Genomic DNA, 21,135 nt, shown 5'->3' with positions numbered 1-21,135 from the left:
TTTCCTCATAATTCCATTTGCTGCACGCATTCTCCACAATGCCCTCGGAGATTCACCCTCCCATATCTCAACGGGTCTGTGCCCTTAAGTAACGGGTAATCGGTACCCCGTGCTTTCTTTTTAATCCTGCGAATGAACCAACCTATACGTAATAATAGATACTAATATAGATTTACTTTAAGCTACACACTCATAAATAACGGCTTTGTCTGGAGAAAAAGACTCTCCTCGTTGAGCTAGACCAACCAGAATACGTGCTAGTTTACCAACTAATTTAAACAAGGAACGGTACTTTTTCATATGCCTTACTTGTACGTTATGTTCATGCCATTTCCGAAACAATGGATTGTTTCCAATAAGACGTAATGTAGCTAAACACAAATACTTTCGCAGAGTTGCATCTCCCCGTTTTGAGAGTACGATCTGCCCTTTCCGTTTACCCGACATACTCTCGGCTAGGTTCATACCTGCTCTTCTCAGAAGTTGTCTCCCATGAGAATACAGACTTAGATCACCTGCACCCGAAAGGATAGCCGCAATGAATATGGGTCCAAGACCTTGAATGGAGCGAAGTTGATGAGCCAAAGGTATCTTATTCAGGAGCACAACAGGATTTCTTGTTCAATCATCTCTAGAATCTCAACAATGCGACAATACTCATCGAGTAGTCGGCGTAAATCTTGTTTGGCTTCGTGGGTAGCTGTCGTTTCTCCTATACTTCTAGCTGCAGAAGCAATGAGCTGTGCAGCCTTCTCTAGCCCTGTGGTTCCACCTGCTCGTTTCATGTGCTTTCTCCAGCTTGTTATGATTTCTGCTGTAGTCATCCCATGTAAGTCTGCTGGAACAGGGAATTCATAAAGCGTCGCCATGGTTCGCTTGCAGGTCCAATCCGAAAAAACTGAAGAGAATTCGGGGAAACGGATATCCAGCCAGCGAATGATTCGGTTCTGAAGCCGTATGCTATTCGCCACCAAAAACTCTCGATCGCTCATGATAACGCGCAGCCTCAGAAAAAAATGCGATTGCTTCATGTATTCAGAGTAATAGCCCCGACTGACAACATCCGCGATGACAAATGCGTCCTTCGGATCATTTTTGGAAGGAGAATTATCTCTGTTCTCCTTATTTCTCTTCGTCGTAACAGGGTTCACTAGAACAACGCTTAACCTCTGTTCTACCAACCAATTCGCTAGATTAAACCAGTAGTGCCCCGTCGGTTCCATTCCAATAATTATGTTGTTCAATCGGTGTTTCTGCTGCAACTCACTACCCCAACGGCCAAACCTTTCAAACCCATCCTTGTTGTTGGTAAAGGAAAGATGGCGTTTTGAAAGAACAATTCCGCGAAAGTTTGTTGCTTGTGCAACATGGGCATCCTTCGCCATGTCGATGCCTATAACTAAGTGAGATGGAGTTATTCGTTCTATCCGTTGATTTTGTTCATCTAATTGCTTAAACTTCATAATAAGAGCGCCTCCTTGATGGTTTTGGGTTTCAACCCGTATCGGCGTCATATTTTTCAATACTCTCTATAGTTGTATCACACTGGGGAGAACAGTGAATTTTGCGCTCTTTGTTGTTAGGATTGTAAGTTGTCGCGACATTTAAAATGATTATGTTGCCATTTGGAAAAGAAATGCAATTAATTCCAGGCAACTCACGTTGTTCAGCAGTCCAATGTTTCATTATTAAGCTGTTCATAACTTTATCCTTTCAATTTTTTTGTTCTTAGGGTTTACAATTTTCGGAAAAACTTTAAATATGTTCGGCATATTGATTCTGCCCACCAGCCAACGCTTCTCTTGTCTTCTCGTGCAGTTCCGCATCTAACTTGCTTTTTCCATCTTTCTCCCATGTTGGAAAACTCCTTGTGTTTCTCCCTCAAGGGAAATCGAGTTCTGGCGTAATTTTTTGAAAGATCTTCTCTACCTCGGCAGTATGGCTGCGCTCAAGTTCCTGCCATTGAGCACACGACATGAGCACAAACACATGAGTATCTGAGAAATAGGAATCCCGAAACAACCGAATCTCAAACTCCTTTTGAATGATATTCGCAATGCCTCGAATCGTAATATAACGATCGTTAGGCGAAAAGGTCAGAGGAATCGAATAGATCTCACCTGCGAATGACATCGTCAGTCCTTCATCTGTCTCTTCCACGATCACTTCTCCAGGTAAAAATTCACCAAATAATCGGATGATCTCACAATCTTCTTCCCGCCAATCCACAATCACCCCGTACACCCAGGAAAATAGATTAGCTCGTACCGACAACAACTCCTCTTCCCTTGCTGCCTGCAAGAAGTCAATTCGATCATTGTTACTGAACACACTCGGATGCCTTTTCAAAAATACATCAACATCCTCAACACTTCCTTGGAATAGAAATTCCCTATCTTGCTGATCCACTTGTTTCATCTCGCTCACCTCGTCGATTTATTCGTTTAGCATTTTCCCTATCAAATCCGATTCATTTCAACTCTTCAATACGGTTGACCATGCTGATCTGTTCCAAAATCAACTCGTCAAAACTGCCCGCCAATTCCTCAAAAGGATCATCCTCGGCGCTGTCGTGAAGTAAAATCAACAACTGACCTGTCTCCAAATCTTCCACAACCGTACTGCCATCTCCCATACCGCCAACCGGAAAAAGGCGGCGGGGAGCTAGCTCGTACGCCCGCTCATACTCCTTGTAGTTTTCCACAAAAGAGGGATAAGCCCAATCCAAATCATGGATCGAATCTATCCATGGATCGAGAAAATGGCAGGAGCCAAAATGGAGGAGGAGCCAGCGATAGTTTGGGGGCACTCGGCAATCGTATTTCTCCTCAAAAGCAAGGATGGCTTCCTCCGATTCCGGTGTTCGGTCGGTCCGTGCGTAGGCTTCTGTCAACAGCTCTAAATTATCTATTAATTTATTGTTCACCTTTTCGCCCCTTCCGATTTTACCCATCATAATCACTACTTAAGGCAGTATGGCTGCTTGCCCGAAACTCTTTGGATAGCCACGTGTATTCCGTCATATAATTCTGACTCACCCCAAAGTCCCCTTATGTCTGTTGATGGAACAGGCATAGCGTGCGACAATCCGTACAAATCTCGATATACAACGTACCTTCAGAGCAATCCATCAATACGTTCCATGGAAGCGCAGCGAGAAATTTCATGGTTTGACCACAGTCCGAGCATGTTGCGAATTGTGCGTCCTGCACCCAATCCGGCCAGCCTCCGATTGTGATGACCTCATCACCACCGCTAGCGTAATGCTTCGGTACCGCCTCGGTACTAAGTGTGAGCTGATTCCGGCTCATCTCCTGAAGCTCATCTTCCGAACAGTAATTTTTCGTTAAGGGTGGCTCATAAGGAATGATCTCACTACGACCATTTTCGTCATAGCACACGAACGTTTCTTCCGTGAATGTGATGCAATTCGGGCAGATGGGAATGGCTAGCACTCCATCAACCTCCAGAAAAGAAAATCGCTCATCAAGTCCGTCCAGCCGCAGGACATCGATCAACTGACAACCGCAATGCGGACAGTGCTGCTCCAATAATTGACCCACTTTCGCTGCCTGATCGACGCCATCTCCTGGCAACATCGTGTAGCATCGCTCGAAGCACAATGAGCTGCGATTCCCCCGTTCATCAAAATGCCAGCCACCATGATGGGCATAGACGGACGGATTCACATACAGCTTGCTGCGCCAGGGCAGTGGATTTCTCTCCAGCTTCAGGAATGCTTCCTGAACGACTTCATCGCCTTGCAGGGCGAGGCAGAGCAGTAAATGACTTGCTTCATCACATGCAGGATCAAAAAGACGCGTAAGCAGCTGATCCCGTACCTTGGGCGAAGCATTTCGATAGATCTTAGCTGGAAAGAAGATCCCCTTGTCGAGCGCTGCTTGTGCAATTCGCGCAGTGTTGATGTCGTGATAACAAAGCAACCCATTGAAGTCTTGATAGACTTGATCCCACTTCCCGATCGTTTCAATATTCGAGATGATCGATTCAACCATTTTCTCCACTTCTTCTCTGCTCATAGCCTGGTAGGCTTCCCGCTGATTCTTATTTCGACAGCGATAACAGATTCCTTTAAAAACAATAGATTCTCCGCATTCTTGGCATTGATCCAGTATCTGTTTTCTCAACATACTCACCCCTACTCTTTTGTCTTCACGCTAATGATAACTTTTCATTTGAAGCTGATAGGCCTTGAAAAGCCAACCATTCAGGTTCTAATGCAACGCTACTGGTATTAATCGAGAAAATTGTAGTTAATAATAGGTTCAATATTTTCTACATGTTCTTCACTTCTATGAAGTATATACAAAGGAATTATTTCATTTCCAAGATTTCCAGAATAAGTACATAGTGATAAAACAATTCTTTCACCGTCCCCCTCTAAACAAATTGTAGGCCATTCTTTTTCAAGACACTTCGGCCATGCAAGCAATTCATTCCCTGGAATAACAGATACCTTTTTGATCTTATTTTTAATTTTGTAAGTTCCACTTACAGTACATTCATCGAATATAATTGAATTATTCATTGCCTGAATATAATAGTGCCATGGCTTTATCCCCCAAGTGATTATCAATAGCCCCTCTTCAAAACATTTTTCAACCAGATCAGTTCTTGTAAATAACTCCACAAGATTGACTACCCCGTCACCAACTTCACTTCTGATAAATTCACTAAACAAATCAAGATCAACCATAAAAAAACCTAGGTGCCCCAAGCTACCATAAACAGAGGCATTACTAAATTTACTGTTTTTTTTCGGATCAATAGAGTCTTTGAAAATCAGTATATACACAGTAATTGTTTCAATTTTTTGTTCATAGTCTGTTAATATGGGTGGTGCTTCCCCTGATATAAAATCTGGTTGAGATATCTCTTTTCGAAAAACTTGAATCAAATAATGCTCGACAAGTTGCAATGGTAACTTCAAATCTAGTTGAACTTATTTTCTTTGACGTCATTGAAAACATAAATAATCTCCTCCGAAATGAAATATTTGCACTTTTTTAACATAAATTTACACACACCCCCAAACCTTTTCAATAATAAATATAGGGAATTCAGCAAAAATCAATTGACTTTTCTTTCGCAGATTTTCAGTTAATTCCGCCAATGTATCCGAGCCTTCATCACTGCCGAAAGGCGCCTCTTCCCAGCCGTAGTCATAATAAAAATCGTCTGTAAAATGTTTAACAAAATTAGGATGAGATGTCTTGGAATGAGGTCCTATTTCATCATCAAAGTATAAATGGTTGATAAAATCAAAATTACTATCAGTCTAATAGCATAATGCGTTAAATGGCCGCCTCCGATTCCGCAATAGACGACTGCATATTGATCAATCCAATTCAGCGCGGGAGAATAAATCCCTAAATACGACATCGTCCTCGCAAGCATCCTTAAATTCAATCGCAAATTTTTGCAAAGCCTCTCTATTGTCGGAATAAACGCAGAACATAGAGGCTTCCGGGTCAAATTGCACGACATCCGCTAGATGAGGCATTCTTTCCTCAAGGAAAACTGCAGCCACAGAACCCCAATCGTAACCGCCGCCTTCAAAACCCTCGTCTGCCCTTGTTTGAAAAACTTCATCTTTATATGTACCGACATCCAAAATCATGGATATATTTCCGCTATCATGCTCTACTAACCGAAAAGGTTTCATCCTCTCTGCAAAATTCTGTTCGCTCGCTGTCTGAACGGTCTTCGACTTCTTATGATTACGTTTCTTTTGCTTTCCGATACTATTAAGGCTCCAATCTAAAAACATCAACGCACTTTTATCCTCGGGGTCAAGTTTATTCGCGATTTCAAACTCTCTTACTGCTTCCTCATACTGCGACAGGTAATAATAGGAATAACCCAAACGGAAATGCCAAAGAGGGTCGTTCTCACCTTGCATATCAATCGTCAAAAGCTGCTGCACCGCTTCTTCGTAACGTTCCAGATTATTCATCGCTCTTGCCAAATGACCGACTGCATCATAATCTCTTTCTTGTTCAGATATTTCCAAAATTGCAGCTATAATTTTTTCATATTCTTTATCTCGATGCCAGAGGTTTAGCTGGTCTAAAAGGGATTTTTCCATTATTCTACCTCTTCTCGTTATGGGTTTGAGGCTGATGATTATTAATTACCATGAATGCGAAAAGACCGCTGCTGTCCTCCTCTACGGGCGTAACAGATAGCGGTTCTTCATTTACAATTCGCCTTCCATAAACTTGATAAGGTACATTTCAGGCTGCGCCATAAACTCCGCAAAGCTGCAAAAGTCAGCATACTCCTTATGTTCCACGTCATAACAGCCTATTCGACCTTTTTTCTTCGGATTCCACACTAGGCTCAGATGGGAGTAATTATCGATAGCGGCTGACAGACGCAGCAGCTTTTGCTGGCCGACCTTCATCTCAATTGTATCGGTCAATGTGAAGAAATCGATATACGCGATTTCGTATTGATTCGGCGTGAGCTCAAGGTGCAGCCTGTCTCCGGACAGGAAGCTGACTAATTCATCAGTCAATTTATATTTTCGCAGCTCATACTTTTTGTTCTCTACATTATGAAATTCAGCTGGCTCCAGCGATTTCAAATAGTCAGCCAGCTCCGTATGCTTATTGCTGACCGCAATCGTATACGGCCGCTCGCCGTCTTTTTCCGCCAAGGTAACGTCAGCACCGCGTTCAACCAAGTATTTGACCATAGCCAGATTGCCCCTACGCGCTGCAACCGTTAACGGGGTTGCTTGATAAGGATAGACCATATCAGATTCGTTATAATTAATATTCACACCATTATCAAGTAAATAAGTGACGGTCTCACGGTCATGGTCCGAGACGGCTGTGCGCAATACAGCGCCGGCATGCTGCTTAATGTCCAATCCTAGCTCATGGATGAACGAGATATTCTTTTTGTTGCCATAATAGGCCTGTGAATATGCGCCTGACCGGACTTGATTGAGCTTGTCCAGCTTAGCGCCTTGCGCTGCGACATAGCGAACGATGTCTTCCTTGCAATAGCGAACTGCCAGCAAAAAAGCAGGATTATTTGAGACATTCAGATTGACGCCATGCTCCACCAGCAGCTGTACAACATCCAATCTCTCCGATATAAGAGCCAGATCCAGCGGACTTAACGTCGTATATTGGCTAAGTACGATGCCCTCTTCAATACTCCATCCTGCCGCAATTGAAGTCTCCAAAGCGGACATATTTCCTTCGTAAATATGCATCGCAATTTCCGGAAGCTCTGCAAACTTCCCTATATCTTTCAGTGTGATCATCAATTATCCTCTCCCGCCCCATGTCTTATGAATAGTGTAGAGAGTATCTTGGAAAAATACAACAGACTTAGGGCCTATTAGGGCGGAACTGCGATAAGCCAGTAGCCTGTCGTCTTCAGGGGAGGGCATAATATAGATATCTTCGAAGTGAAAGGATACTGCTCCAGCAAATCCGGATGCAACATCCTGTGACATGATCCCAACTGTCCGGGCAAGTCGCTTTCTTCAAAATCTTTTACCTGATCAATCAACTCTTCGTATTGATGAATCAAGTCAGCTAACTGCAAAAACTGCAAAAAATCGATGAATAGCGCTGTCACTTTCGGCTGAGTCAGGCTATGGTCAAAAAAAGAAAAGTTCCCATCCATCCTGTTCATCAGCCACAAATCAATTCGTTTTCGAGAAATATTTATATCACTTTCCGAATTAATCTTTCACGTTTCTCATAAAATTCACTTGAAATATCTTCGAACTCTTTTCCCATTCCAATTGATATGCGGTATAGTCATCCTTACCGAAAAGCATTAAGACATCTTACTTAGTTCAGCTACATATTGCTTCCTGTCGAACACAATAGGTTTTATTTCATCATATTTCCAGTACCCACCAGCCGAATCAACACTTCTATGAGGTTGTTCAAATTCACTCCAGATGACTTTATCATCCTCAATAGTTATCCTTACATTAAAATCCCAACAACCTGGACTTCCACAAACACATTCTAATATAGAAACTTTCTCATCATAGTGATACCATTTGTCTGGTTCGTCAAGGAAATGTCTAGATGGAAAAAACACTACACTTTGTGGAAGCCCTCTATATTCTCCTGCTATTTTAGCATCATATTCCAGTTCAATTTCCCTGAGTATTTCAACTAATCTTTTCTCATTTATGTAAATATCAACAAACTCTGCTTCGTCGTCTTTTTTTATTACTAACTTGATTTTGTCCAAGAAAGATTACCTCCTATATTGCATAGAATCGTGACTTCTTTTGAACAATCTTTCAGTCAAAAGGAGGGGTACAGTCGAGATACGTGTATACCTCGGCTGTACCCGATTGACGAAGTATCTGTTTTTGCTTTGTGTTTAGAAAATACTTTTGGTGTGAAGATTCAAATAATCACTCAAACTTATATCATTAATTTGGATTATATATTGGGGATACTTAAAGCCTTTAATGTCACCTAAGAAAATATCAATTTTACTAATTGAATTTTTTTTGCTCTTTTTGCCCACCTTACCCCCATTATATAAATTTCCTCTGCACACTCTTGCATACCATGTAAGCTCTCTCCCACCATTATCGATTTCCTTTTTCACAACCATCAATTCTGTACGAGATGAATATCCTTCCAAATACACGAGCATGTGTGAGATAATCAAAATATACGGTGTCGCAAAACAAGAATCGGATCAAGTTTGTGTCGTTGGGAAATGACGCAAACTTGATCCGATAATAAAAAAACTCGCTACAATTAAGGAGTATTGGATCGGTTAATGTCATTTCGATGCAACAGAGGATACTGTTGTACCTTGATATTTCCAATCAATCTAATTCAGCTCGTGAAAATAGGTCTTTTATTAATGAGTCATCTTCACATGCTTCCTTAAAGGCGATTGCAAAACTAAGTATGGCTTCTTTATTGTCTGTATAAATGCAGAACGTATCGGCTTCCGGGTCAAATCGTATGATATCAACTAAGTGAGGCATTTTTTCTTCAAGAAACACGGCTGCTAATGAACCCCAATCATAGCCATTGCCCTCAAATCCTTCTTCGGCTCGTGTTTGAAAAATTTCATGCTTATATTTGCCAACACCTAAAATCATTGATATGCTTCCATTATTATGCGCAACTAGCCCAAACGGGTGTATTTTTTCTTCAACATCTAACAACCGGGGGTCAGTCCCAATCCTCATCCCCTTTTCAACGTTTACTATATGGATGGTTTCATTTCCTGCTCTAGCAGCGGCGTTGCGGCTCATTTCTAAAAACGTCCTGCCATGTGAATCTTCAGGATCAAGTGCTACAACTTGTTCAAAAGAAACGATCGCTTCCTTATACTGTTCAAGGTAATAATAAGCATATCCTATTCGGAAATGCCAAAGAGGGTCGTGCTCGCCTTGCTCTTGCACAGATAAAAAATATTTGATAGCTTCATTATAATTTTCTTGATTATTCAATGCTCTTGCCAAATGGCAAACTAAGTCATAGTCCCTGTCTGCCTCGGGTATATCCATAATTTTGTTAATGATTTTCTCATACTGGCTCTTGTTATGCCAAAGAGTGAGCTGTTTCAATAAATCCTTATCCATCTTTGTATCATCTCCTCTTACTTTAATCAAAAAATGATTGCCATATATTAGAATAACCCATGTGATCTATGAAGTTCAATCAATTGGAATTATATGAGAAATGAAGCGAGGGATAAACTTATGAGTGAAGTGTGGATACATGCTATGCATGGTGTGCCTTGGACGCCTAAAAAAATGAAAGCAGCTGTTGAAAAACTAAGGCGACGTGCTACGATCAGTTTTGCTTTTGATTCAGATAAATTGGCGGATTTAGTTAAATTTATACTCTGGGAAGCGAATATCTAACCAGCGAATAATCCGATTCTGTAACCGGACACTGTAGGCTACCCAGAACTCCCGATCGCTCATCATGGTGCGTAGTCTTTGGAACTCTTGAGTTTGTGGCGTATGTTCATAATAATAACCACGGCTTACAATGTCCGCGATGACAAGCGCATCCTTCGGATCACTCTTGGAAGGACTATTATCGCGATTCTCTTTGTTTCTTTTGGTGGTGGCTGGATTTACTAGGACGACGTTCGATCCTTTGTTTGTAAGCCAATTCGCTAAGTTCCACCAATAATGTCCTGTGTGTTCCATGCCAATGATAACACTGTTCAAACGGTGCTTTTGCTGAAGTCCCTCTATCCAACGCTGCAGCTTTTCAAAGCCTTCTATGGTGTTACTAAATGAGAGATGTCGATTCGAGAGCACGATTCCACGAAAATTCGTAGCTTGCGCGACATGAGTTTCCTTAGCCATATCGATACCTACAACAAGATGAGATGTGGTAATTCGTTCAATTCGTTGATTTTGTACTTCTGATTGTTTAAACTTCATTATAAGAGCGCCTCCTTGATGGTGTTGGGTTTTATCCCCGGGACAAACCTATCATACCGAGGCGCTCCTTTTTTGACAAAGGCCATTTCTTAGCCCTAACAGGAATGTTTAACGTAATGAAGCCGTCAATCGTAACGGCAGCTTCTCTAATTATGGTTATTCAACAAACGTTCTGCGTTATTTGAACAAATAACGATAAGCGGTAAAAGAATTCCATAAGATAGCAACCAAAAATAATTTGAAGAACGTTTATGATTGCCTAGCACTTATATAGATATGCCTTAATAGGATGTTGTGAAGTCAACATACTCATAAGGAGGCAATGTAAACGATGCAGAAGAAAAAACCTAAAATAAAAATGAAAACAACAGCCCTAGTGCAGAGGCACGTTCATGAGTTTGAAGGTAGTACGAAACTGGCTGAACAAGGCGCAGACCGCCACAACCATCGCTTTGCAGGTGTTACAGGACAAGCGATTCGTATGGGAAATAGTCATGTCCATGAAATTGATCTCTCGAAAACCGATTTCTTAAACCATTTTCATAATCTGAAAAAAATTAGAACGGGACCGGCTATTTCAGTAGGAAATGGTAAACATGTACATTTTGTTACAGGCCAAACTACACTAAATGATGGTCATGTTCACCAATTTAACTTCGCTACATTGATTCAAGCACCTCTTGTTTAAGGAACAAATGATATTGGTACTTTAAGTTAACAACACAACAGGGCTGCCGCGAATTGATCGGCAGCCTTATTAAATAGAAAAACTAACATATTGGAGGAGTTTAAAATGGACCATTCATTTGTACATAGAGGTGGTAAAGATTGAATCGAAATGCAAAAGATAGGCCAAACATTGAACACAAGAATGCTGAAATGAAAAGGTTCCACGGTATGGACATAGCCAAATACCGGGCTCTATTTCGCATGTGAATACAGGCTTATCTCACCGCATTCGTCGTGAATGTGATTCCCATTCCATCGTATAAATGAGATAGTTTCTTGGCAGTAGCTTATTTGTCTCGCCTCGAAGGTCCCGGAGCGCCAATTGAATCTTTTTGTAGTTATCTTGCGGTCCGACAGCCAAGCCGAAAGGCGTACCTGCCACACTTAGCGGATAAATCCCAAATGTTAATCCAGATGGAATTGATTGTTCTCTTTGACTCATTTTTTATCCTCCATCTTTACGTGGGCTAATTCAGGAACTGTTTTCATTCTAAAACTTTATTTTCGGCACACACAAAAATACTCCCTGTTAATAAAAAAACAATTTCCTTCGTTAAATGAGTTTTAGACTGACACCGATACATAAAACATCGGCAGCCCTGTTTTGGTCGTTTATTTAGCTAATGTTCCTCGTTAGATTCCTGTAGATGGATAAATTTCAGCTTTGTAAAAAAAGGAGCGCCTCTGTACGATGGAAGTACGCAACGGGTCAAAAGCCCTTTAATTCCATCATCCAGGAGGACGCTCTACTATGAAGTTTAAATCACAAGATAAGCAAAATCAACTCATTGAAACATTACCTTTAATCATATTGTTGTTGATGTAGACATTGCTCAGGAGGCCCATGTTGCTAGAGCCGTTAACTTCCGTGGGGTCGCTCTCGGCAATCCTTTAGTTTTTAGTAATGACGAAGATGGATTCAAATCCCTCGACCGTTGGATTCGTGACTTGTTAGCTTCATATAAATTATCCCAAGTTATCGTTGGTATGGAGCCGACTGGCCATTACTGGTTCAGCCTTGCTGGCTGGCTAAAAAATAATGAAATCGAAGCCGTACTTGTTAATCCTCATCTTGTTAAAAAGAATAAAGAAAACCGCGACAATACACGCTCTAAAAGCGACAAAAAGGATGCTTTAGTTATTGCCGACATGGTGAAAAACGGCTACTACTCCCCTGTTCGCTTCCACTCCTCTAAGTACGAGGAATTACGAGTGCTCATGGCTAATCGAGAAACAGTCGTTAAACGACTCGTAAGTGCCGTTAACCAGATCCACCGCTGGGTCGACATTGTCTTCCCTGAACTAAGACAAGTCTTTAAGATCTTAACTTGCAAGGGTGCATTGTTAACCCTTCGGCTTTTTCCGCTCCCGGCTGAGCTATGTAAACTAAGTCCTGACGATGTAATTAAAGGATGGCAGAAATCAATGAAGCGGCATTTTGGTGTGCGTAGAGCTCATCTACTCATCGATCTTGCCAAGAAAACAGTTGGATCTAAGCAGGCAACACATGCTTACAAACTCCATCTAGAACAGCTCCTTGAGGAGCATGACTTAGCAACCAAACAACTGCAGAGAATCGAAAAAGAAGCCAAAGACGTTGTTGAACGTATCCCCTATTCAGGCAAAATCCTTGCCATTACTGGAATAAGTGCAATTGCTCTAGCTGGTGTTTTAGGAGAGTCTGGAGATCTTAGAGGTTATGCGCACGGGAATGCTCTACTCCGTCACGCAGGCCTCAATGTGACCGAAGCAAGCTCGGGTAAATGTAAGGGTCAGCTGAAGCTCAGTAAACGAGGCCGTCCACGCCTGCGTCACTTTCTCTATTTAATTACGATGTGCATGGTCATGAGTAACCAAGAATTTAAATCCTTACATCACCATAATGTTCAGGTAAAGAAGCTTAAAAAGATGAAGTCAATCATGAAGCTATGTGGAAAGCTATCTCGACTCTTAGTAGGAATGGCTCGTAGTGATGAAGCCTACAACCCCGATAGAATCTTTGCAGTAGCAGCTTAAAATAAACCTTATCTCACGCAAGTTGGCGTATTCGCAGGAGACAAAGAAAGCACGAAGTATCGGGATACATTACGCAAAAAGGCTCTGACCTGTTCCGTTAGAAAGACCGACCTCCACCCCTTGGATAGATGTGACGAAGGAATGAAAGGGCACTTGACCCGCCCCGACATGGGAGTGAAAATCGCTAAGGATGAAAGTCTCATCCCCAATATAGGTCAACTTCCAACTCGACATGCCAGTTGTTACTTTGTCCATGAAGTTGGCTTAAAACTTCATTACGCTTTGTATCTACCTCTTTAACGAGGCGGGGTATGTTGATGTGAATCGAACCATCATTACCAATAACCGCACTTGGCGCGTGCTGCAACGGCTCAGATTCTTCACGTAAATAATCAGGCGGGGGTGGATACGCATTGCTACTGTTATTGTAATATTCGCCTTCATCCCCTTGGACATGGGCCCCGATTCTCTCCGCCATTTCAATCATTAGACCAATGATACGTTCATCAGCACCACATAGCGTAATTCGTCCCTTTCGCAATATAAAAGGGATGACTTTATAGGCTTCCATCAGTTCAGCAATCTTTAACATATCATCTGATGTGATGGGATGACCCTCACTATCAATCCAATTATTGGCCTTCGTAATATGTAGATCGTAACTCATAGAGGCTCATCTCAACGGGAAATTGGGTACCTGTTACCAGTGTTGGGCTGCGGAAAAATAAAGAATTGATGATAGCCTTAACGTACAACTTGTCCATGCCAAATAGCTTCCATATTCACCTTATGAAGGGTACTAAGAAAAACCGTCAGGGAAAACATCCTGACGGTCCTTTTGCGTGTAAACCCATACTTTTGTCCATGGGGAGGGATGGATGTGGGGTTCCAACCGATCTGAGACCCGGTATTCTTTAGCTTTTCGCTCAGCGAAGCTAACTATCCTTTAAGCGAGCCTGCTGTGATTCCCGAAATAATGCGCTTATTAAAAATCGAAATCACAATAATCGATGGCAGTGTAGTCATCACAATGGCGGCAAACATGGGCGCAAAATCCGTTGCATACTGCCCTTGGAAATTCAAAAGTCCAATTGGAAGGGTCATCTTTTTGGCATCGTTGATGAACGTGAGTACCACCAGCAGTTCATTCCAAATACCTGCGAAGCTGATAATCCCTACGGTCATTAACGCCGGGATCAATAATGGCATCAGAACTCGCCCAAATACCCCGTACAGCGAGCAGCCGTCAATGATTGACGCTTCCATAATTTCTTTGGGAATTGCGCTCATAAACCCGCTAAGCACGAGCACAGCTGTAGGCAGCGCAAAAGCAACATAAATCAGAATCAAACCGATTTGTGAGTTCATCAGATTTATTTTGGAGAAGAAAATAACTAATGGAATGAGCGTTGCTTGCAGAGGAACCATCAATCCGATCATGAAGTAAACCAATGTCCCCTTGGATGCCTTCCATTTCAATTTAACAATGGCAAAAGACGCCATCGATGCGAGCAGCAAAACGAGAAGCAAAGTGACAGTCGTAACAAGAACGGAGTTGTAAAAATACCTTCCGGTTCCCCCCGTGAACCATGCATTCATGTAGTTGCCCCATAACCAGTGAAGCGGAAGCTCCCACGGCCGTTCGAAAATTTCCGGCGTTTTCTTTAGCGAATTGACAATAAGCCAAAACAGCGGATACAAATAGACCAAAGCGCCTATTCCCAAAAATAAATAGATGAGCACATTTTGCAGCTGACGAATCGGCTTTGAGCTGCTCCCCATGTAGTTACCTCCTTCCTTAATCATCCAGATCCTTGGTAGGAATGATTTGATTGATAACAAACGTAACAATTAAACACATCAGCAGCAGGATGACAGATAAGGAGTTGCCGTATCCATATTCCATCTGAGCAAAGGAACGCTTTTGCAAATACCCAACCAATGTCTGGGATACGTTGGCAGGACCACCGCCCGTCATAACATAGATAAGGTCAAAAAACCGTAAAGACCCTATAGAGATCAATATCGTATTAACTTTGATTATCGGTTTAAGCAGCGGAAGCGTGATATGCCACACCAATTTCCATCCAGTCGCGCCTTCCAAGCGCGCAGCTTCAAAGATTTCCTCGGAAATATTTTGAATCGCAGCAATGAACAGAATCATGGTATATCCGATGAACTGCCAGGATACAACGATTGTCACTGCCCACATCACTGTTTGGGGATCAGATAGCCAAAGATGCTTAAGTGAGCTAAGTCCAAGCCCATCCAACAAGTGATTAATAATACCGATCTGCGGATTATATATAAATGTCCACATCATACCTACTGCGACGCTAGATAAGAAAGCGGGCATCACGAATACAAGTTTAAAGAAATCTTTCCCCCGCACATTGCCCGTCAGGAGCAGAGCCAGAAAAAATCCAAACGGCAGTTGAATGATCAAGCTAGTGGCTAGCAGAAACAGTATGTTACGTATCGTAACGAAAAACACATCATCATCTGAGAACATCCGGGTATAATTATCAAGCCCTATGAACTTCATTGGATTCAAAACATCCCAATTGTAAAAGCTTAAATAAATCGACGCGAGAATGGGAATAAACACAATAGCCGAATATAAAAACAGGGCTGGGGAAATGAAAAATGCAATGGTCGAGCCTCTTCTCAGCATTTTATCCATATGCATCCACTCCATTATTGGTTTGATAAAAAAGGGAGAAGCCAAGCTTCCCCCTCACATTTAGCTTTTGATGGGTCCTAACGATTTTTCTCTGTATAAGCCTGCAAGCTCTTGAATGCTTCTTCGGGAGCTTTGCCTGCTAGAATAGCTTGAATCGTGTTGTTGTATTCGTCGCCAATCTTCGCGCCAAGTCCCACGTCATAGAAGATGAACATCCCCTTCATGGTCGACATTTGATCCTTCAGATCCTTGCTTAAGGCTGGCACCTTGGCCGGATCTAGCGTCACTTTGATAGCTGGGATGTCACCTTGCTCTTCCCCAACGCGTTTTTGTATTTTCTCTTCCGACCAGGCTTTCAAATATTTCACGGCCGCATCTTTATCTTTGGCTGTTGAGCTGATAACCAAATTAAAGGCCGGCTGGCCCAGCCAAGTGTCGATATCCCCTTTCCCATTCGGGAAGGTTGGGAATTTGGCAATGCCCACGGAATCCTTGACTTTAGAATCCATATTCACCAGCGTATTGATCGCCCAGCTGCCAGTCACCATCATAGCGGCTTGACCATTTTGGAACATCGTCGTCATCGCACTGTTGTCAATGCTGAGGAATCCTTCAGGGAACGCCTTCATCTTGGTTAACTCTTGCAGAACACGGCCAGTTTCGATATAGGATGGGTCAAGCCATGTTCCTTTGCCATCCATCAACGCATTAAACGGGGCATCACCGCCAATTCGATTCGCTACGAATTCACTGAATAAAGCACTCACCCAAGCATCCTTGGCGCCCATGGCAATTGGGGTCACTTTATTTTTGACTAACACATCAATCACATTCTTCAGCTCGTCGTACGTCTTAGGCACTGCAAGATTATACTGTTTGAAAATGTCCTTATTGTAATACATCGTCGCTGCTGCAAAATTAACAGGAACGCCATAGATTTTGTCATTAAAGGTTAGCAAGTTGAATGCTCCGGAAATAAAGCTGTCCTTCCATGCCTTATCCTTATCGAGAAATTCGTTGAGTGGCAAGATTTTACCTGAATCCGCATACGTTTTCATTTTGCCGGCTGCATGAAGGGTGAACACGTCCGGTGCTTCATTTCCGGCGATCTGGGCATTCAATTTCGGATAAAAAGGTGTGCTGGGCAGATGAGATACTTCAAAGGTAGCGTTTACATCTGTTCGGGCATTGAATTCGGTTAACAGATCTTTTTGAATATTGATCCCTTTATTTTCCGGCTCCAGCCAGTCGAACTCCTTCATCTTTACTTTATCTTTGGGCTTTGCTGATGCTTCGCTTGCTTTGGGAGCATTGCTGACTTTGGCGGCTGTATCCACTGTTTTTTCAGTTCCGCAAGCAGAGAGAACAGCCGTTAATGCCAATACCGTTGCGAGGATAACCGAAACCTTTTTAACCTTCTTCATGTAAACCCTCCTCTGTTATGTTGTACGATCTAAGCTTAGTTGATCTGGGTTTAAACGGGTATGCGGCGCTCCCTACCTGTTGGTTGAATCTGCTGACCTCTTTCATCTATTCTCGGTAAAATGACTGTAATCAAGGTTCCTTCACCTACGACACTTTCCACCTGCAAGCCGTATTCCTTTCCGTAATACAACTGCACCCGCTGATGCACATTGATTAAACCGATACCCATGCCGGAATCTTCTATGGTCACATTTAGATTCTCCCGAATCTGCGCAAGCCGCTCGGCTTCAATTCCGTTACCGTTATCTCGGATCGTAATGACAAAAGTCCGCTCCTCAAAAAAGCCGCGAATATCGATTACGCCTTGTTCAATTTTCATTTCCATGCCATGAACAATCGCATTTTCCACTAATGGCTGCAGAATAAATCGCGGGACCAGCAAGGGCAAAGCCATCTCATCCATATCCACCGTAATCGCAAATTTATCCCCATACCGATACTGCTGGATATAAACGTACTTATTGACGTTGTCGAGTTCCTTGTCGAGCGGAATATATTCCTTGCCCTTGATTCCTTCCCGCATGAGATCACCCAGCGCCTTGGACAGCTTGCCAACCTCAGGAACATTCTTCATCCTAGCAAGCCAATTGATCGTTTCCAGTGTATTAAAGAGGAAATGCGGGTTAATTTGGAACATCAAATATTTTAATTGCGACTGCTGCTTCAGCAGCTCCTCTTGGTAAACGGTATTGATTAAATGATGAATCCGATCAATCATCCGGTTGAAATTCCGGCTCATCATCCCAATCTCATTGCGCGAATTATAATTAAATTGAATATCAAAACGATCCTTCTCGACATCCTTCATCATCGCAGAAAGCTGCCGAATCGGCTTAGAGATACTATTGGAAATAACGTAAGCAAGCAAAATGGCGAATACGATACAGATGATGAGGATGATGAACATCCAATTTTTCAAAACAATTGACATTTGGGAGTATTTCGCATCAGGAATAACGCTGACGATTTTCCAATCCGTGTTGCCGACCGCATGATAAGTAATAACGTAATTGATCCCATCCATCATCTCGGTCGTGTGATCCTGCTCAGGTCCCTGCAAGACGCGGCTCATATACGGATACGCAGGGATCGTATTAATCAAAGATTTGTTGGCGTGGGAAATAATCCTTCCATCTTGATTAACAATATACATTTCCCCTTCGTTGTTTAATTTCGTCTGAGCAAAAACTGAATAAAGCGCATCTTCCTTCAGATGCAGCTCAAAATAGCCGATTTTCAGCAAATTCCCCACGTCAAACAGCGAACTTCCGGCTGTAATCGTAAGCTGCTCAGGATCCGTCGTCATCCACACTAAATTCCCTTCATTCTCCTTCAGCGCATGCACGTTGAAAGCATCTCCGTTACTGGAGCCGATCGCGTTCCCGGATGGGAACACATTCTTATTTAGCCCATACAAACTAATATCCTGAACGTCTTCGCTATCAATGATCGCGCCATCCAAAATCTGCTTGATTTTATTGATTTCATCCAAGTATTCCAATTGATTGTGGAAGCCCAAATTGGCTTTCTTAAGGGCATCCCGCACTTCCTTGTTAGTAAAAAGAGAATAGTAAAGCCGTTTGACTTCCTTCATCTTGAATTCAATATTTTTGCTTACTTCTGTCAGCAGATCCGTTGTGTAAGCGTTTGTTTTCTCTTGTATAAGTGAACGGGATTTCTGATACGTCAATGTCCCGATCATCGTCAAAGGGATGAGGTTCAAGATGAGAAAAGACACCAACAGCTTTTTTTGAATCTTCATGTCCAGAATCCATTGCCGCAATCTTTGTATAGGCCGCTTACTTATCATTTAGCGCGTCACCTCGTTCATCAGAACGAACAAATAGCATCTTGCGAAAATCGTTCGGCGTTTGTCCGAAATATTTTTTGAACAATTGTCCAAAATATCTGGCATCTCGAATGCCTACCTGACTGGCAATTTCAAAAACCTTTATTTGCGGATCTGCCAGCATATCCATCGCTTTCTGCAGACGAATCCGGGTTAACGTATCCGAGAAATTCTCGCCAGTTTCTTTCTTGAATAAACGGCTCAAATAGTCAGGATGATAGTGAAGCTTGTCAGCTACCTTGGCAATCGACATTTCGTGCTGATAATTCAACTCGATTTCATCCATGATAAGTTCAATCACTTCATTGTGCTTGGAAACTTCATGGTCCGGCACCAACATCCCCTGCAGCGTAAATGAATATTCCTTCAGTTGGTGGCGAAGTCCAAGTTCTACCGCTTCCCGCTGGCGATCCTCTTCAATAGTTTGCTTCGCTTTGCGGCAGGCAGCCATGATTTCATCAGGATCCGTTGGCTTCAAAACAAACCCAACTGCGCCTAACTTGATCGCAGCCATCGCATAATCCAGCTGATGATAGGCAGTAATAAACACCCACTTGATCGCTGGCTGCTCGGCCTGCATCAACGCCATGAGAGCTAATCCATCTAGGCCTGGCATTTTGATATCCGTCAGAACGAAGTCCGGCTTTACGTTTCTAATCAGCGCAAGAGCTTCTAGACCATTGGCGCCCAGCCCAGCCAGCTCGAAGCCTTCTTCCTCCCAATCTAGGGACTGCAAGCCCATGCGAGTGATATTTTCATCATCGGCAATAATCATCCTAATCACATAAGTTCCTCCCACTTGAAGCAAGTGAGTTAATTATCTTTGTTTTCGGCAGATAGTTCAATCACTAAATTAACATTATTGCCTCGATTGCACAAAAAAAGGGACCTAGCCAACGGGGCCAGGTCCAAAGTTTATATTAAAAAAGGGGGTCTTACTAAGTATCATACGCCACTTATGTTTTCGGAGTGTAACGGTAATATTGTATTTGTGTTACAATGATGTTCATCAGTGTGGATTTGCCGGAACCTGACGGTCCCATGATGGCCACGAACTCTCCATGATCAATATCTAACGAGACATCATCTAACGCTTTAATCGTTTCCTCGCCCATCGTATAGTATTTACTGGCTTTCTCGATATGGATTAACGTCATAATCTTCACCTCCATTACTTGCACAATGTCCAAATAAATGAAGTATCCGATTCGTAACCTTACCTCTTTGCCTTATAAAACTCATGATAAAGCTTCATGAGCGCCCGCTTCTCAATCCTCGACACGTAGGAGCGGCTGATGCCGAGCTCCTTCGCAATCTCCCGCTGCGTCCGTTCTTCCCCACCAAGCTCCAGCCCAAACCGCCCAACCACAACTTCCTTCTCCCGATCGTCCAATATCTCCAAATTCTTATATATCTTTGATTTCTCTATTTTCAGCTGTACAGCATCTACCACATCGTCAGCCTCGCTCCCGAGGATGTCGATCAACGTAATTTCATTCCCCTCTTTGTCCGTTCCGATGGGATCATGCAAGGACACATCTTTTCGAGTTTTCTTCAGTGAACGCAGATGCATCAGAATCTCGTTCTCGATACAGCGCGCCGCGAAAGTCGCGAGCTTCGTGCCTTTGTTCGGCGAGAAGGATTCGATCGCTTTGATCAATCCGATCGTCCCGATGGAAATTAGATCTTCCAAATCTTCTCCAGTATTATCGAATTTTTTTACTATATGGGCAACTAATCTTAAATTATGCTCAATCAATTTGTTCCTTGAATGATCATTGCCTTCTGCCATGAGCCTGAGATGTTTTTCTTCTTCTGCCTCGGTGAGAGGTTGTGGAAAGGCATTATTTTTGACATAGGATACGAGCAAGGTCAGCTGCTTAATCAAGATTGCAATTGCACTAAAAATTCCAGGCACTCCAGCCACCCCCTTCAGTG

At 42.6% G+C, this 21,135-nt stretch carries 18 protein-coding genes and 4 pseudogenes; 3 read left to right on the top strand and 19 right to left on the bottom strand.

The window, feature by feature from the left end; genetic code table 11:
• Positions 1-177: 177 nt before the first annotated feature.
• The 9 genes and pseudogenes from LOZ80_RS02655 to LOZ80_RS02615 form a co-directional block, all read right to left on the bottom strand.
• Positions 178-1,463: pseudogene (locus tag LOZ80_RS02655) on the bottom strand (IS110 family transposase).
• 418 nt (positions 1,464-1,881) lie between these two features.
• Positions 1,882-2,418, bottom strand: a complete 537-nt coding sequence (locus LOZ80_RS02650) for a hypothetical protein (protein WP_238169973.1) — start codon at positions 2,416-2,418, stop codon at positions 1,882-1,884.
• Between the two features lie 52 nt (positions 2,419-2,470).
• On the bottom strand, positions 2,471-2,926 hold the full coding sequence (locus LOZ80_RS02645; protein WP_238169972.1) for an SMI1/KNR4 family protein: 456 nt from the start codon (positions 2,924-2,926) through the stop codon (positions 2,471-2,473).
• Between the two features lie 124 nt (positions 2,927-3,050).
• Complete coding sequence (locus tag LOZ80_RS02640; RefSeq protein ID WP_238169971.1) at positions 3,051-4,040, bottom strand: hypothetical protein; 990 nt, start codon at positions 4,038-4,040, stop codon at positions 3,051-3,053.
• Between the two features lie 215 nt (positions 4,041-4,255).
• A complete protein-coding gene (locus LOZ80_RS02635; protein ID WP_238169970.1) occupies positions 4,256-4,918 on the bottom strand; it encodes a hypothetical protein in 663 nt (220 codons plus the stop codon).
• A gap of 441 nt (positions 4,919-5,359) precedes the next feature.
• Positions 5,360-6,109 carry an Imm51 family immunity protein gene (locus LOZ80_RS02630; protein ID WP_238169969.1) on the bottom strand — a complete coding sequence of 250 codons (750 nt, stop codon included), beginning with the start codon at positions 6,107-6,109 and terminating at the stop codon, positions 5,360-5,362.
• Between the two features lie 111 nt (positions 6,110-6,220).
• Complete coding sequence (locus LOZ80_RS02625) at positions 6,221-7,300, bottom strand: ankyrin repeat domain-containing protein (RefSeq protein WP_238169968.1); 1,080 nt, start codon at positions 7,298-7,300, stop codon at positions 6,221-6,223.
• Between the two features lie 524 nt (positions 7,301-7,824).
• Positions 7,825-8,253, bottom strand: a complete 429-nt coding sequence (locus LOZ80_RS02620) for a hypothetical protein (RefSeq protein WP_238169967.1) — start codon at positions 8,251-8,253, stop codon at positions 7,825-7,827.
• A 595-nt stretch (positions 8,254-8,848) separates the two neighbouring features.
• The gene (locus LOZ80_RS02615; RefSeq protein ID WP_238169966.1) at positions 8,849-9,616 is read right to left on the bottom strand and encodes an Imm51 family immunity protein; all 768 of its coding nucleotides are present in this window, start codon (positions 9,614-9,616) and stop codon (positions 8,849-8,851) included.
• A gap of 120 nt (positions 9,617-9,736) precedes the next feature.
• Here LOZ80_RS02615 and LOZ80_RS02610 point away from each other — a divergent pair, with 120 nt between their 5' ends.
• Positions 9,737-9,901 (top strand): hypothetical protein, encoded by a 165-nt coding sequence (locus tag LOZ80_RS02610; RefSeq protein WP_238169965.1) that lies wholly within the window; start codon positions 9,737-9,739, stop codon positions 9,899-9,901.
• On the opposite strand, the pseudogene LOZ80_RS02605 reads toward LOZ80_RS02610, so the two are convergent.
• Positions 9,878-10,435, bottom strand: a pseudogene (locus tag LOZ80_RS02605) (IS110 family transposase); the annotation flags it as partial. The gene LOZ80_RS02610 and the pseudogene LOZ80_RS02605 sit on opposite strands and share 24 nt — an antisense overlap.
• Positions 10,436-10,766: 331 nt before the next feature.
• Here LOZ80_RS02605 and LOZ80_RS02600 point away from each other — a divergent pair.
• Entirely contained in the window at positions 10,767-11,123 is a 357-nt protein-coding gene (locus LOZ80_RS02600; protein WP_238169963.1) for a YmaF family protein, read from the top strand.
• Between the two features lie 261 nt (positions 11,124-11,384).
• Here LOZ80_RS02600 and LOZ80_RS02595 read toward each other — a convergent pair whose 3' ends face one another.
• The gene (locus LOZ80_RS02595; RefSeq protein WP_238169962.1) at positions 11,385-11,606 is read right to left on the bottom strand and encodes a hypothetical protein; all 222 of its coding nucleotides are present in this window, start codon (positions 11,604-11,606) and stop codon (positions 11,385-11,387) included.
• 309 nt (positions 11,607-11,915) lie between these two features.
• On the opposite strand from LOZ80_RS02595, the pseudogene LOZ80_RS02590 reads away from it, so the two are divergent.
• Positions 11,916-13,180: pseudogene (locus LOZ80_RS02590) on the top strand (IS110 family transposase).
• A 199-nt stretch (positions 13,181-13,379) separates the two neighbouring features.
• Here LOZ80_RS02590 and LOZ80_RS02585 read toward each other — a convergent pair.
• From LOZ80_RS02585 to sigK, 8 genes and pseudogenes are all read right to left on the bottom strand, one after another.
• Entirely contained in the window at positions 13,380-13,847 is a 468-nt protein-coding gene (locus LOZ80_RS02585) for a hypothetical protein (RefSeq protein WP_238169961.1), read from the bottom strand.
• A gap of 272 nt (positions 13,848-14,119) precedes the next feature.
• Positions 14,120-14,962 carry a carbohydrate ABC transporter permease gene (locus LOZ80_RS02580; protein ID WP_238169960.1) on the bottom strand — a complete coding sequence of 281 codons (843 nt, stop codon included), beginning with the start codon at positions 14,960-14,962 and terminating at the stop codon, positions 14,120-14,122.
• A 16-nt stretch (positions 14,963-14,978) separates the two neighbouring features.
• Positions 14,979-15,863 carry a carbohydrate ABC transporter permease gene (locus LOZ80_RS02575; RefSeq protein ID WP_173222921.1) on the bottom strand — a complete coding sequence of 295 codons (885 nt, stop codon included), beginning with the start codon at positions 15,861-15,863 and terminating at the stop codon, positions 14,979-14,981.
• Between the two features lie 77 nt (positions 15,864-15,940).
• Entirely contained in the window at positions 15,941-17,287 is a 1,347-nt protein-coding gene (locus tag LOZ80_RS02570) for an ABC transporter substrate-binding protein (RefSeq protein ID WP_238169959.1), read from the bottom strand.
• 50 nt (positions 17,288-17,337) lie between these two features.
• A complete protein-coding gene (locus tag LOZ80_RS02565) occupies positions 17,338-19,158 on the bottom strand; it encodes a cache domain-containing sensor histidine kinase (protein ID WP_238169958.1) in 1,821 nt (606 codons plus the stop codon).
• Positions 19,148-19,972 carry a response regulator transcription factor gene (locus LOZ80_RS02560; protein ID WP_238172880.1) on the bottom strand — a complete coding sequence of 275 codons (825 nt, stop codon included), beginning with the start codon at positions 19,970-19,972 and terminating at the stop codon, positions 19,148-19,150. The genes LOZ80_RS02565 and LOZ80_RS02560 overlap by 11 nt, the downstream gene beginning before the upstream one ends.
• Before the next feature lie 217 nt (positions 19,973-20,189).
• A pseudogene (locus LOZ80_RS39110) lies at positions 20,190-20,354 on the bottom strand (ATP-binding cassette domain-containing protein); the annotation flags it as partial.
• A gap of 59 nt (positions 20,355-20,413) precedes the next feature.
• On the bottom strand, positions 20,414-21,115 hold the full coding sequence (gene sigK, locus LOZ80_RS02550; RefSeq protein WP_238169957.1) for an RNA polymerase sporulation sigma factor SigK: 702 nt from the start codon (positions 21,113-21,115) through the stop codon (positions 20,414-20,416).
• Positions 21,116-21,135: the final 20 nt, after the last annotated feature.

The sequence above is a fragment of the Paenibacillus sp. HWE-109 genome, assembly GCF_022163125.1.
GTDB lineage: Bacteria > Bacillota > Bacilli > Paenibacillales > NBRC-103111 > Paenibacillus_E.
Note: the sequence above shows the minus strand (reverse complement) of the source record. Positions and strands in the feature narration are given on the sequence as shown.